Here is a 13,728-nt window from a genome sequence, read left to right on the forward strand (position 1 = left end):
GTGACGGTCGCCAGTCCGGCGGGCCTACCGACGGGCCGCAACTGCGGCCCGAACTGCCGGAGCCGACCGGCCTGGGAGTGGTTGTCGTGGACAGCGTTATGCCGCACCGTCATATTCATGACGCTGCGGCATAACGCTGTCTGCGCATCCTGACGTCGGGTCGGGTCGGGTCGGCACGGGACGGCCGCCGCAGTGAGGAGCGGCAGGCAGCAGAGCAGCCGGCTGCCGGGGACACCTGGCGCCGGAGGCAGCGCCCGGACCGGCCGCCGGAGCGCCGGCACCCAGACAGCCCGCCGGGACCGGTCGGAGCGCAGCCCGGCAGAACCGATCAGGGCGCAGCCGGCCGCCGAGCGACCGGTGCGCAGCCGTCAGCCCGTCGCGGACGCCCCGGCGTCGGCCAGCAGCCGCTGGCGCATCAGGAACTTGCGGACCTTGCCCGTCGGACCCATCACCACGCCGTCGTCGGGCACCGTGACCACCCGCCGGAGCGTCCCGCCGACCACCGGTCCGAGCGCGGCGCGGACCTGGTCGGCGCGGTCGAGCGCCGGATCGGCGTCCCCGGCGAGCAGGAGCAGCACCTCGGTCACGGTGCCCTCGTCGGCCTCCTGAACCGCGATGACGGTGCAGTCACGCACGTCCGGGCAGTGCTTCAGGATGCGCTCCTCGGACAGCGCCGTGTAAAGCCAGTTGCCGTCACCCAGGTCGACCGCGTCGCTGGCCCGGTCGACATGGTGGTAGTTGCCCTCCGGGTCGCGGTACATCAGGTCGCCGGTCAGGTAGTAGCCGTTGAGCCGGGTGCGGTAGGTGTTGACCGAGTCGTTCCAGTACCCGATCGCCAGCGTCGGTGACTTGAGCCCGACGTGGCCCACCTCCCCCTCGGCGACCTCCTGGCCCGTCGTCACGTCGAGCAGGGCGATCTGCGCGAACGGGTACGGCTTGCCGACGCAGCGGTCGTAGCGGTCGCTGCCGAGGCGGTGGCTGATCCGGAACGCGCCGTGGCCCATCTCGGTGGAGCCGAGCATGTCGACGAACTTGGAACCGGGCACGTCGACCATGCCGTCCCGGGTGTACGCCGGGTGACTGCCGACGGCGACCAGCCGCCGGACATGTGACTCGTGGGCGCAGTCCCCGGTGTTGAACCAGTTGCGCACCGAGCTCAGGTCACGGGTGGTCAGGTCGTACCGGGCCAGCTCCGACCAGGTCACCGCGAAGCCGAAGACGCCGGTCGGCCGCCAACGTTCGATGGCGTCGATGATCGTCTCGGCGCTGCGTGCGAACGGGCCACCCTGCGCAGACAGGTAGAGCAGCTGGTAACCGTTGCAGAGCGCCTGGTTGACGGTGATGATGCCGGCGGTGTGCGCGGCCGGCAGGACGGAGAGTTCCCGCACCTCGCCGTACGGGCGGGACTCGGTGAGCCGGACCGCCCGGATGGCGGCGAACAGCCCGTGGTGCGAGTGGGCGATCGCGGCCGGCACCCGGGTGGTGCCCGACGAGTGGGTGATGGCGACCGGGTCCTCGGGGTGGTGGCGGTAGTGCGGTGGGGCCTGGTCGGGATCGCCGGTGCCGGTCTCCGCGGCGTCGCCCAGGATCGGCACCCCGAGGTCGTGCTCGCGCAGCGCGGCGTGGTCGGCGTCGATGACGACCCCGACGCCGCGCAGCCGTCGGATGAACTCGGCCGCCAACTCGATCGGCATGTTGCCGTTCATCAGGGCCGGGATCGCACCGAGCCAGTTGAGGGCCAGGAAGTTGAGGAACACGTCGGGCGCGGACGTCACATAGACCGCGACCGGGTCGCGCCGGCCGATGCCCCGTCGCCGGAACCAGTCCGCCCGGGCGGCCACCCGGGCGGTCAGGGTGGCCAGTGACAACGGCGTCCAGGCCGGAATCCCGTCCACGTCGACGTCGAAGGTCACCCGCGGCATGTCCGGGTCGGCACCGTGCTCGGCCAGCCGGAGCAGGACGTTGCCGGCCCCCAGCTCCATGTCGGCCGCCAGCGTCGCCCGGAAGTTGTCGGCACCCAACGAGTTGTCTCCTCACCTGACACGCTCACGGTCGCCGCACCCCGGCGCGACGGCCGATCTGGGACACGCTCAGGCTAGAGCGCGGACCACCGGCAGACAATGGCCAACATCAATCCTGGGTACGCCGGCCCGGTATCCGCCCGTCGCAGGCCACGATCCGCCCCGGCAGGGCCGCGAACCGCAGCCGTCGGATCGCGAACCGAAGCCGTCAGATCGCGAACCGCAGCCATCGGACCGCGAACCGCAGCCGTCAGTTCGCGATCCGCAGGCGTCGGACCGCGAACCGCAGCCGTCAGGAGACCTCGCGGTTGAACAGGTGCGACGACCAGACCAGACTGACCGCCGCCAGCCCGATCATGATGAGCGCGCCCTGCCACACCACGGGTTGGCCGATCTGACCGTTGAACAGCGCCCGCATGCCGTTTGTCGCCCAGGCGAACGGATTCCAGAACGCGACCTGCTGGATCCACAGTGGTGCCAGCACGAGCGGGATGAGCACCCCGGCGAGCAGCGAGATCGGCTGACCGACGGTGTTGACCAGCACGCCGAGGCTGTTCTCGTTGCGCACCAACAGCGCGATGTCGTACGAGATCGAGGTGCTCAGCAGCACCATCACCGACAGCAGGGCATACGAGATGAGCAGGTTGCCCAGGTGCACCCGCAGCCCGAACGGCAGCGCCACCAGCGTGATGATCACCGCCTGCACCACGTTCAGGCAGACGTGCATCAGGGCCCGGCCCAGCAGCAGCGCGGTACGGCTGACCGGGGTCACCCGGCACCGGTCGATGATGCCGGCGCGCAGGGCGCTCAGCAGCCCGTAACCGGCGAACAGCCCACCGAACAGGCCCATCGCCACGAACAGTCCGGGCACGTAGATGCGGTAGGCGTCCGCGTACGAGGAGGCGCCCTGGTCGACCATCACCACCTTGAGGAACGGGGCGAACAGGACCAGGTAGGTGATCGGCTGGGCCAGACTGAACGCCACCATCACCGGGTTGCGCACCATCAGGCCGACCTCCTGCTGGAAGATCAGCCAGGTGTCGCGGACCAGTTTCACTGCGGCTCCTCTCGCACCGGCGGTCACTCCTCGAGCGAGCGGCCGGTCTTGGCCAGGAAGACGTCGTCGAGGCTGGGGCGGCGGGCCTCGATCGCCCCGGGCTCGATCCCCCGGCCCAACAGGGTGCGCATGATCTGCGGGATGGCCGTCGCGGCACTGTCCACATAGAGCCGCAGGGTCCCGTCGACGGCCTCCGACGAGCGCACGTACGGCTGCTCGGCCAGCAGCTTCGTGGCCACCGGGAGATCGGTGTCGACGGCGTCGTCCACGACGTCGGCCCGGGTGAGGTCGACCGCCACCACGTCCCCGGAGATCTCCCGCTTGAGATCCGACGGGGTGCCCTCGGCGACGATCAGGCCACCGTCGATGATGGACACCCGGTCACACAGGGTGTCGGCCTCGTCGAGGTAGTGCGTGGTGAGGAAGACGGTCATCCCCTCCGCACGCAACCGCCGGACCTCCTGCCACATCCGGACCCGGCTCGGCGGGTCCAGCCCGGCGGTCGGCTCGTCGAGGAAGATGACCTGGGGTGAGTGGATGACCCCGAGCGCGACGTCGAGCCGCCGCCGCTGCCCACCGGAGTACGTCCTGATCCGGCGGTCGGCGAAGTCGTCGAGCTGGAACGCTCCGATCGCCGCCTCGGCCCGGCGCTGCGCCTCGGCCTTGCCGAAGCCGTACAACCGGGCCTGGAGCACCAGGTCACGGCGGGCGGTCGAGTCCTCGTAGGTGCCGCTGGCCTGGGCCACGAAGCCGATCTGCCGGCGGACCTGGGCGGGGGTCCGCAACAGGTCGACACCCGCGATCGTGGCCCGGCCCCCGTCGGGCCGGATCAGCGTGGCCAGCATCCTCATGGTGGTGGACTTGCCCGCGCCGTTGGGCCCGAGGAAGCCGACGATCTCGCCGCGCCCCACCGCGAAGTCGACCCCCCGCACCGCCTCGACGGTGCTGGCGCTGCGACCACGCCCGACCCGGTAGGACTTACGGAGGCCGGTGGCCTCGATCATCGAGCCTCCTCGTGCGGCGACGACGCCGGGCCACGTCGGTGTCGTCCATGGACGGCGACCCCCGCGCGGGTGCGTCAGGTCAGGCTAGTGTGGCCGTACCCGTAGGACAATGGTCGATGTGTCCACCGGCCAGGGCGGCGAGGTGCCGGGCCGCCGCGACCGCACCGCCGGCGGCGGCGAACGACTCGCCGACCCGACGGGCCTGCGCCCGGTGGCCCGGTTCGTCGAGCACGGCGGTGAGCGCGGCGGTGAGCTCCGCCGGGGTGGCCGACCCGAACGAGACCTCGATGCCGGCGCCCGCGTCGGTCACCTGCCGGGCCACCATCGGGTGGTCGTGCCGGATCGGCGCGACGACCACCGGGACGCCGTGGGCCAGCGCCTCGGTCACCGTCCCCAGCCCGCCGTGGGAGACCACCGCGTCGAGGTGGGGCATCAGCTCCAGCACCGGCACCCGGGGGGCGACCAGCACGTGCGCGGGCGGGTCGGGCAGCACGTCGGCCGAGGCGGTGAGCACCACCTGCACCCGGTCGGCGAGCGGCGCCGTGGCCGCAAGTATCCGCTGGAAGAAGTCCCGCGCCAGGTGCTCGGCCATCGTCCCGACGGTCACCAGGACGTGCCGGCGGGCCGGGTCCCAGGCGTCCCAGGCGAAGGCCGGCGCGTCGGGACGGTGGCCCAGGGCCGGGCCGGTCAGCACGCACCGCGCCGGCAGCGGCGTCGTGCCGGTCAACGCCGTGCTGGTCAGGCCGATCACCAGGTACGGCGAGAAGCGCAGGTCGATCGTCTCGTCGACCGGCAGGTCGGTCAGCGCCCAGACCCGGGTGAGCTGGCTGCGTACCCACTCGTCGAACTCGGGTAGTTCCCGGGCCGGCGGGGTGAGTTCCAGGGTGCCGACGCAGAAGGTGGCCCACGGCACCCCGTGCCGGTGCGCGGCCAGCGCACCGGCCATCGCGTACTGGTCGACGACGGCGACGTCCGGCCGGTAGTGCGCGACGGCCTGGTCGGCGGCGTCGCGGATGAACCGGTTGACCGGCAGCACGTGCCCCTCCCAGAGGCTGCGCACCGAGGCCATGCCGGTGTCACCGCCGTTGCGGAAGTACCGCTTGCCGGTCGGGTAGAGCGTCGCGTCGGGGCCGATCAGCGGCCGTAGGTCGCTGCGGGGCCCGCACCAGGCCACCTCGTGCCCGGCGGCCTGGAGCGCCTGGCCGATGGCGAGCGGCGCGTTGAGGTGGGACGCCACCGGCAGCACGACGATCAGGAAGCGGGCCACGTCGATATTGTGGCACGTACGCGTTGACACCGGCGGATGCCGCTGATGGGATTCAGCGCGTGGCGGTCGACGACGGACGAATGCGGGTGACACCGTCCACTGTGGGTGGGGTCCGGTCGACGCCGGCCCCACCCGGATGACGGCGCTCGACGCGGTCTCGGTCCACCTTCCCCAACGCCGGGTCCCGATCGAGAGTCTGGCCGGCCCGCTGGAACTGACCGACATGCAGGTCCGGCTGTTCCGCCGGTTCCACGGTCTGGACCAGGTGCGCCGCGATCCCGACCTGTCGCTGCACGACCTGCTGCGGCACGCCGCGACCGGGCTCACCGCCCTGCACGGGCAGGAGCACCGGGTCCGGTTCGTCCTGTACGGGCGGGCGTTCCCCGTCGTCACGCCGTACCCGGTCAACCCGCTGCACGACGTCTGCCGCGCGCTGGGGCTCGGTCATGCGGTCGCCTTCACCCTGACCCAGCAGTCCTGTGCCAGCGCGTTGCTCGCGATCGAGATGGCCGGCCGGCTCCTGGCCGCCGAACCACCCGGGCGGCACGGGCCGGACGACGGTCCGTTGGCGCTGGTCCTCACCGGGGAGAAGGCGTTCACCCGGGACGCCCAGTTCATCCCGGAGACCTCGGTCTTCAGCGAGGGGGCGTCCGCGTGCCTGGTCAGCGCCGACGGGCCCCGGGACCGGCTGCTCGGCTACGCGTGCGCGCAACGGGGCGAGTTCGACGTCGCCGGTGGCGCGTCCGGCGCCCAGTTCCAGCGCGAGTACCGGCCGGCGCTGGCCGAGGTGATCGCGCGGGCCCTGACCGTGGCCGGGGTGGCCCTCGACGACATCCGGCTGGTCCTGCCGCACAACGTCAACGTCGTGACCTGGCACCGGCTGTGTCGGCTGATCGGGCTCCCCCGCGACCGGGTGCTGCTGGACAACGTCCGGGAGACCGGCCACGTCTTCTGCGCGGACGCGTTCGCCAACTACCTGACGGCACGCGAGCGCGGCCTGCTGAACCCGGGTGACCGCTACCTGGTCGCCGCCGTCGGGGCCGGCGACGGCGCGACCTTCGCCGCGATGGTCTTCGCCCACTGACCACGTGCCGCAGGGACCCGGTCGGTGCGCGCCGACCGGTGTGAGGAAGGAGAGCCGTGCCGGCAGCCCCGTCGACCGACCTGCACCTGATCCGGGCCGCCCGGCGGCCCTTCACCGGACCGGCCGCGCTGCTGCACGACCCGGTCCACCGGGACCAGTCCCGGCGCTACCTGACGGACCTGGCCCGGCAGGACGGGCGGGAGGTGCCGGCCGGCCTGTTCGACACGGCGTCCGAGTCGCTGGGTCAGTCCTACGCGGAGATGGCCGAGGCGTTGATCGGGGCGCTCCTCGCGCCGGACGAACCGGTGGACCTGCTCGTCCTGGCGTTCTCCCGACACGACATGCTGCCCGGCCGGGCCACCGCCACCTACCTGAGCCACGTCTGCCCGGGGACCCCGCTGTCGTTCGCCCTCTGCGACCAGGGCCCGGCGGCGGCCTTCAGCGCGCTGCGGCTGGCACACGCGTACGCGGCGTCCGGCGGTTGCCGGCGGTTCCTGCTGATCGTCGTCGAGCAGACCGTCCTGCCCTACGCCACGTCGACCCCCGGCCCGGCCCGGCACCAGGGAGTCGCCCTGCTGTTCCGCACCACCGGGCAGGACACTGCCGCACCGGGCGCGCACCCGGTGCCGCCCGACGCTGCCACCGCAGCGGAGCCGGCGGGCCTCCCGGTGGGGCAGGGCACCGACTCCGCCGGTCCGGCGGGGTCCACCGGGGACGTCGTGGGCGCTTCGGCCCGGGTGGGCGTCGTCCGCCAGCACCCGGACGTGGCGGCTGACGAGGTCGCCGCGCTGGCCGCGTCCGAACTGGCCGCGCTGGCGGCCGGGCGTCCCGACGTCCGGGTGGTGCTGAGCGCCGACCTCGCCGCGGCCTGGCCGGCGCACCCCGTCGAGGGGGTGACCGTCACGCCGCCGGGACAGCCGACCACCGGCCTGTGGTGGACCCTGCTGGGCCGGCTGACCGACCAGCCGGGCCGGTCCCGGCCGGTGGTGGCCGCCGACTACGACCCCGACCTGCGCTACCTCTGCCTGGTCACCTGGGAGGACGCCGCCACCGCGGACGACGGGTGACGACTCCGGCCCGACAGGCGACGGGCGACCCGACCGGTGACGACTCCGGCCCGACAGGCGACGGGCGACCCGACCGGTGACCACCCCGCGCCGGCTGGTCAGAGCCCGGCGGCCAGGGCGGTCCGGACGAAGGCACACAGCCGGGCGTTCGCCTCGCCCGTGCCGACGGTGATCCGCACCCCCGCGCCGGGGATCGCCATCACCAGGATGCCGGCCTCGCGGGCCCGGTCGGCGAACGGCGTCGCCCGCTCCCCCAGCGGCAGCCAGACGAAGTTCGCCTCGCTGGGGGCCACGGTGAGGCCGAGGCCGCGCAGGTCGTCGATCAGCCGGCTACGCGACACCGCCAGCTCGGCGCAGCGCCGGGTCAGCTCGGGGGTGACCGCCTCGTCCAGGCTCGCCACCGCCGCCGCCTGGGCCAGGCTGTTCGGGAAGAACACCGCGCCCGTCATCGCGGCCAGCGGCGTCACCCGGGGTGGCACCACCGCGTACCCGACGCGCAGCGCGGCCAGCCCGTACGCCTTGGAGAAGGTCCGCAGGACGCAGACGTTACCGTGGGCGCGGTAGAGGTCCATCCCGTCGGGCACCTGCGGATCGGTGACGAACTCCCGGTACGCCTCGTCGATGATGACCGGCACGTCGGCCGGGACCCGGGCCAGGAAGTCCTCGATCTCGTCGCGGTGCAGCACCGCCCCGGTCGGGTTGTTGGGGTTGCACAGCAGCACACACCGGGTCTGGTCGGTCACGGCGGCGGCCATCGCGGGCAGGTCGTGGCGGTAGCCGTCCATCGGCACGGGCACGCCCCGGGCCCCGACGTTGCGGATGATCAGCGGGTAGCCCTCGAAGGACAGCGCCGGGTGGACCACCTCCGGTTTCGGCCCGAGGGCCTGCACGAGGTGCTGGCACAGCCCGGCCGAGCCGGGCCCGACGAGGATCGCCTCCGGCCCCACGCCCAGCCGCGCCGACAACGCGCCCACCAGGGCCGACGAGGTACGGTCCGGATACCGCTGGAGCGCGCCGGCCCCGTTCTCGACGATCCGCCGGATGCTCGGCAGCGGCGGGTAGGGCGTCTCGTTCATCGACAGGTCGGCCGGCGGCTGGGTGCCGACCGTGGTCGCAGTGCTCATCGTCGCTCACTTCGTTGCGGGGCCGGGACGGGCGAATGGGCGTGCCGGTCGGCGAGCACGCCGAGCTGGTACATCCGGTCGACCAGGGACAGCGGCCGGACGTTCGTGCCGGACAGGTTGCCGGCGGTCAGCCCGAGCAGCCGGGGGTTCGCCGCGGTGCGCCGCATCATCCGCGCCCCGAGCAGCCGGGGCAGCCCCGACACGCTGGTGATCATGCGGGCGGCGTTGTGGCTGACCGTGGCGACGTGGTCGAGGTGGGGGCGGCGGGCGGTGTCGAAGTCCCGCAGCGCCCGGTCCACCCCGGCGTCGTCCGGGCGGTCACCGGTGGCGGTGAGGGTGGCTGCCAGGGTCTCGGCATCGGTGAGGGAGCTGTTGACGCCCTGGGCCGCCATCGGGTGCACCGCGTGGGCGGCCTCGCCGACGAGGGCGAGCCCCGGTACGGTCAACCGCGCCGCCCGCAGCCGGTAGACCGCGAGGAGCTGCCGCCGGTGCAGGTTGGCCCGCAGCGCCGTCCCCAGCGGCCGGATCGCGGGCACCTCGGCGAGCAGCCGGTCACACCAGTCGGCCAGGTCGGCCGCGCTGCGGCCCCGGAACTCGTCCGGGGTCACCTGGACATAGAGCCGGCAACGCCCACGGGGCAGCGGATAGACCAGGCAGAGCCCCCGGTCGGTGCGGTAGGCCGACACCTCGTCGGCCACCTCCACCCCGGTCACGTCGAAGGCCACCAGGCCGTGCGGGTACTCCCGCCGCTCGACGTCGATGCCGACGGCCCTTCGCAGCGGCGAGGACATCCCGTCGGCGGCGACCACCAGCGCCGCCCGGATCTCCTGCTCGCCGTCGCGGCCGGTGACCCGGACCCCGGTGACCCGGCCGTCGGCGGCGCGCAGCGGGCCGGTGACCCGTTGCCCCCAACGGATCTCGACGGCGGCGGGCAGCCCGTCGGCGAGCACGCCGCGCAGGTCGCCGTAGTCGGCGCAGAGGATCTGCCGGTGCCGCCCCGGCAGGGTGCGGTAGTCGAGGGCGAGCAACGGGCTGCCGTGCGGGTCGCGGATGGCCAGTTGGTCGACCGGGCACGCGCCGGTGGCCCGCAGGGCGTCGAGCACGCCCCAGCCGTCGAGGATGCGTACCGTCTCGGGTTGGAGGATCTCGCCCTTCGCGATCGACGCGGGGGTGCGTTGCCGGTCGAGCACGAGCACCCGCAGCCCGCGTGCGCCGAGCGCCCGGGCGGCGGCCAGGCCACCGGCTCCGGCCCCCACCACGACGACGTCGGCGCTCATCGGGCGACCGCGCCGGGCGCGACGCCGGCCCGCCCGGCGATGGCACGCCGGTATTCACCGAGCGCCCGCAGCGCGACCGCCTGGGTGATCACCGCGTTGGGGTAGCGCAGGTGGTGACGGATGTAGTTGCAGACCCGGGTGGGTGGCCAGCCGCCGTCCGGCCCGACCGAGGCCAGCAGCCAGCCGACTCCCCGGTCGACCGCGTCGGCGTGCCCGGGGTCACCGGTGGCCAACAACCCCTGGACGGCCCAGCCGGTCTCCTCGACCGACCCGGCGGTGCCGTCGCCCGGCCCCCACGACCCGTCCGGCAGTTGGGTGTCGCGCAGCCAGCCGGCCGCCCGACGGACCACGTCGTGCCGGGCGTGCCCGACCCGGGACAGCGCCGCCACCACCACGGCCGTGCCCGAGGTGTGGTCGCGGTACCAGAGGTTCTCGAACGTGCCGTCGGGCCGCTGGGCGGTCAGCAGCCAGGCCGCGGCGGACGCCACCGCCGGGTCGTCGTCGGGGCGGCCGGCCTCGTGCAGGGCGAGCACGGCCTGGCTGGTGATGGCGGGGCAGGGCCCGTCGTTGGCGAGCTTGGTGTCGCGCACCCACAGGCTCCACGAGCCCCGGGTGTCCTGCCGGCCGACGAGCCAGGCCAGGCCGCTGCGCAGCACCGGGTCGGCGGCGGCGTCGGGGTAGCCGGCGAGCGCCGCGAGGATCTCGGCGGACTCCAGGGTCACCGGCCAGCCGCCCACGTTGGAGTAGCTCCACCCGCCCGGCGGCACGTCCAGCACCGTGAACGCGGCCGGCTTCCGGGTGGCGTGGAAGAATTCCCGGGTCGGGCCCAGCCGGGGGTCGGCGGCGTAGCCGGCGGCGATCAGCCCGGTCACCGCATACCCGGAGCGGGTCAGGTCCAGGTTGGTCACCGCGTCCCAGGCGCCGTCGGGGCGGACCGCGCGACGCAGCCAGCCGACGACGGCCGCCGCGATGTCCGGGGCCTCGCCCGAGCGGGCCAGGCCGAGCAGCACCAGGGCGGCGGGCCACGGGTCCTCGCTCAACGCGCCGGTACGGCCCTCGTGGTCGTAGATCGCGCGCAGCAGCCGCAGCGCCGCCGGGCGGGCCCGACGCAGGGTGGCCCGGCGCAGCCGGCCGGTGGGCAGTAGGTCCGCCTGCATCAGGGCCAGCCCGATGAACGGCGCGGTACGGAACGACAGGCGCTGCCGGCGGACCCGGTCGAACAGCACGATCTCCAACGGCAGCCGACGCAGCGGACCGGCCTCGGCGGTCATCCCGGCCAGGGTGAGCAGTTGGCGGCAGAGCAGCGAGATGGCCGGGTCGGTCACCGTGTCGACGCCACCCATCGCGGCCAGCCGGGCCCGGCCGGCGGCGATCGCCTCGGCGCTGGCCTCCGGCGCGGTCAGGGCCAGTGCCGCAACCGCGACGGCGGTGGCGACGACCTCGCTGTCGGCCCCCACCACGCCACCCCAGCCGCCGTCGTCGTGCTGCTGCCGGCGCAGCCATCCGGTGCCGGCGTCGACGAGGTCGGCGCTGCCCACCGGGTCGGCGGCGTGCAGGGCGGCGACCGTGCCCGCGGTGCCCAGCACCGAGGCCGGCGGGTCGTCGCCGAAGACCCCGTCGGGGCGCTGCCGGCGCAGCAGTGCCTCGGCGCCGTTGCTGATGGCCCCGTCGAGGGCCTCGGTGGACACAGTGGTCATGACACGTCCTCCAGGGCGGCGCGACGGGGGGTGGCCAGGGCCAGCGCCGGTCGCCCGGTGCCGAGTTCGTGCCGGGCGCGCATCAGGTGCTGGGCCCACCAGGTCAACCCGACCATCGGCAGCACCAGCAGCAGTTGCATGCCGATGCCGAGCCGCAGCCCGACCAGGGCCGAGGCCAGCACCACCCGCTCGACGACCAGGACGGAGTGCGCCCGCAACGCCACCACGACGGGCATGTCCGCGCGGTGCGCCACGAGCGGCGTCAACGCGACGACCCCCAGGACCAGGACGACCAGCAGCGTGGCCAGGTAGCCGACCCGGCCGTCCGGCCCGGCCAGCAGCCCGGCGGTGAGCGCGGCGACGACGGTCACGGCGTAGAGCGCCAGCACCGTGCGGACCGCGAACGGCGCACCCCGGCGTACCGGCAGCGTGCGGTAGCCACCGGCCCGGTCCCCGTCGATGTCGCGCAGCGCACCGACCAGGTTGGACATCGTGTCGTGCGACCAGAACGCGACCATCGCCGCGAGCAGCACCGGCACCGTCGACCCGGGGTCCGCGGAGAGCCCGACGGTCAGCGCCCCGTAGAGCAGGGCGATCGCGCCGAGCGCGCCCCGGACCAGGTTCCCGGCGATACCGCGCGCCTTGCACCAGCGGCTGTAGGCGACGATGCCGAACGCGGCGAGCACCGCGGCCGAGGTGGTGCCCCACCCGCCGAGCACCGCCAGCAGCGCGAGGACCGCGAAGCAGATGCCGCCGCACCACGACGCCGTGCGGGCGCCCAGCCGGCCGGACGGGATCGGCCGGTGCGGCTTGCTGCCGGCGTCGAGTTCCCGGTCGAAGTAGTCGCCGAGGTAGTGGCCGCCGAGCCAGCCGGCGGTCGGAGCGGCCCAGGCCGACGCGAGCAACCAGGGGTGGTGCGGGCCGTCGGCCAGGGCCGCTCCGGCGAGCCCGACCAGCCCGACATACCAGAGGGTGTACGGCCGCCAGGTCTCGACGTGGGCCCGCAGCGCGCGTACGGCGCCGGCTGTGCTCACGCCGTCTCGCTCGTCATCCAGTGCGCGATGCCGGTGAGCACGTCGGCGCTGGCGGAGGGGGCGAGCGCGGTCAGCTCCGCCAGGGCCCGCTCGGCGTGCCCCGCCATCTGCCGCCGGGCGCCCTGCACCGCGTCGACCTCGTCGAGCAGGCCGGCGACCCACTCGACGTCCCCCGGGCCGGCGCCGCGCCGGTGCAGCACCGCCATCAGCTCCACTCTGGAGGTGTCGGTGGCCGCGTCGTAGGCGAGCAGCAGCGGCAGGGTCGGTCGGCCGTTGTTGAGGTCGCTGGTCGCCGGCTTGCCGGTCTGTTCCGGAGTGGCCACGTAGGACAGCAGGTCGTCGCGGATCTGGAAGGCGATGCCGAGGTGTTCGCCGTAGCGGGCCAGGCCGGCGGCGAGCTGCGGGTCGGCGCCGCCGAGCAGCGCGCCGACGTGGCACACGGCGCGGAACAGCGCGCCGGTCTTCAACCGGATCATCTCCCGGTAGTGCCGGGCGCCCGCGTCCAGGTCGCCGACCAGTTGCGTTTCGAGCATCTGGCCCCGGCACAGGTCCCGGCCCGCCTCGGCCAGGGCCGCGACGGCGGCGGCGACGTGTCCGGGGGGCACCGCCGCACCGCATTCCACAATGGACTGAAAGGCCGTGAAGATGAGGTGGTCGCCCACCACGATGGCACTGGGGATACCGAAGGCGACCGGCACCGCCGGGCGGCCCCGCCGCAGCGTGTCGGCGTCGATGATGTCGTCGTGCACGAGCGTCGCGACGTGGAGGTACTCCATCCCCAGCGCGGCGGGCAGGACGTCGGACGGCGACCCGCCCACCGCCTCCGCCGCGTGCAGCGTCATCATCGGACGGAGCAGCTTGCCCGCCGGCAGCAGGGCGTACCGGGCGATCCCGACCAACTGGTCGGCCGTCTCCGGCCACCGACGCGCGAACTCCGCGTGCAGCAGCCGCCCCGATTCACTACGGGCAAGGTCGTCGATAAAGGGCGGAAATCGAGTAAAGCCAGTAACCGTCATAGCGTGTCGACCCTTTCGCAAAGGCTCGGCCCAGCCGCCACGCGAGACGTTACCTGCCGGTCCCGCCCTGAACAACCATC

Annotated in this window: 11 protein-coding genes; 2 read left to right on the forward strand and 9 right to left on the reverse strand. The window is 73.9% G+C overall.

All coding sequences use genetic code 11. The features are described from left to right. Nucleotides 1-368: 368 nt before the first annotated feature. The 4 genes from GA0070216_RS26580 to GA0070216_RS26595 all read right to left on the reverse strand — a co-directional run bounded on the left by GA0070216_RS26580 (nt 369) and on the right by GA0070216_RS26595 (nt 5,349). A complete protein-coding gene (locus GA0070216_RS26580) occupies nt 369-2,021 on the reverse strand; it encodes a class I adenylate-forming enzyme family protein (protein ID WP_091251745.1) in 1,653 nt (550 codons plus the stop codon). 292 nt (nt 2,022-2,313) lie between these two features. Continuing rightward, nucleotides 2,314-3,078 (reverse strand): ABC transporter permease, encoded by a 765-nt coding sequence (locus GA0070216_RS26585; protein ID WP_091251747.1) that lies wholly within the window; start codon nt 3,076-3,078, stop codon nt 2,314-2,316. Between the two features lie 23 nt (nt 3,079-3,101). Then, nucleotides 3,102-4,082, reverse strand: a complete 981-nt coding sequence (locus GA0070216_RS26590) for an ATP-binding cassette domain-containing protein (protein ID WP_091251749.1) — start codon at nt 4,080-4,082, stop codon at nt 3,102-3,104. A gap of 79 nt (nt 4,083-4,161) precedes the next feature. Further along, complete coding sequence (locus GA0070216_RS26595) at nt 4,162-5,349, reverse strand: glycosyltransferase (RefSeq protein ID WP_091251751.1); 1,188 nt, start codon at nt 5,347-5,349, stop codon at nt 4,162-4,164. 136 nt (nt 5,350-5,485) lie between these two features. On the opposite strand from GA0070216_RS26595, the gene GA0070216_RS26600 reads away from it, so the two are divergent. Continuing rightward, the gene (locus tag GA0070216_RS26600) at nt 5,486-6,433 is read left to right on the forward strand and encodes a 3-oxoacyl-[acyl-carrier-protein] synthase III C-terminal domain-containing protein (RefSeq protein ID WP_091251753.1); all 948 of its coding nucleotides are present in this window, start codon (nt 5,486-5,488) and stop codon (nt 6,431-6,433) included. A gap of 56 nt (nt 6,434-6,489) precedes the next feature. Next, nucleotides 6,490-7,500, forward strand: a complete 1,011-nt coding sequence (locus GA0070216_RS26605; RefSeq protein ID WP_176739143.1) for a 2-hydroxy-acid oxidase — start codon at nt 6,490-6,492, stop codon at nt 7,498-7,500. Between the two features lie 98 nt (nt 7,501-7,598). Here GA0070216_RS26605 and GA0070216_RS26610 read toward each other — a convergent pair whose 3' ends face one another. Genes GA0070216_RS26610 through GA0070216_RS26630 form a run of 5 tightly spaced genes read right to left on the reverse strand, consistent with a single transcriptional unit; the run spans nt 7,599 to nt 13,648 of the window. Further along, on the reverse strand, nt 7,599-8,624 hold the full coding sequence (locus tag GA0070216_RS26610; RefSeq protein ID WP_091251755.1) for an aminotransferase class I/II-fold pyridoxal phosphate-dependent enzyme: 1,026 nt from the start codon (nt 8,622-8,624) through the stop codon (nt 7,599-7,601). Beyond that, entirely contained in the window at nt 8,621-9,901 is a 1,281-nt protein-coding gene (locus tag GA0070216_RS26615; protein ID WP_091251757.1) for an FAD-dependent oxidoreductase, read from the reverse strand. The genes GA0070216_RS26610 and GA0070216_RS26615 overlap by 4 nt, the downstream gene beginning before the upstream one ends. Then, complete coding sequence (locus GA0070216_RS26620; RefSeq protein ID WP_091251759.1) at nt 9,898-11,598, reverse strand: prenyltransferase/squalene oxidase repeat-containing protein; 1,701 nt, start codon at nt 11,596-11,598, stop codon at nt 9,898-9,900. The genes GA0070216_RS26615 and GA0070216_RS26620 overlap by 4 nt, the downstream gene beginning before the upstream one ends. Next, on the reverse strand, nt 11,595-12,632 hold the full coding sequence (locus GA0070216_RS26625) for a UbiA family prenyltransferase (RefSeq protein ID WP_091251762.1): 1,038 nt from the start codon (nt 12,630-12,632) through the stop codon (nt 11,595-11,597). Before GA0070216_RS26625 ends, GA0070216_RS26620 begins: the two co-directional genes overlap by 4 nt. Next, nucleotides 12,629-13,648 carry a polyprenyl synthetase family protein gene (locus GA0070216_RS26630; protein ID WP_091251764.1) on the reverse strand — a complete coding sequence of 340 codons (1,020 nt, stop codon included), beginning with the start codon at nt 13,646-13,648 and terminating at the stop codon, nt 12,629-12,631. Before GA0070216_RS26630 ends, GA0070216_RS26625 begins: the two co-directional genes overlap by 4 nt. Between the last annotated feature and the right edge of the window lie 80 nt (nt 13,649-13,728).

Origin of the sequence: Micromonospora matsumotoense, assembly GCF_900091525.1 — a bacterium.
Classification (GTDB): domain Bacteria; phylum Actinomycetota; class Actinomycetes; order Mycobacteriales; family Micromonosporaceae; genus Micromonospora; species Micromonospora matsumotoensis.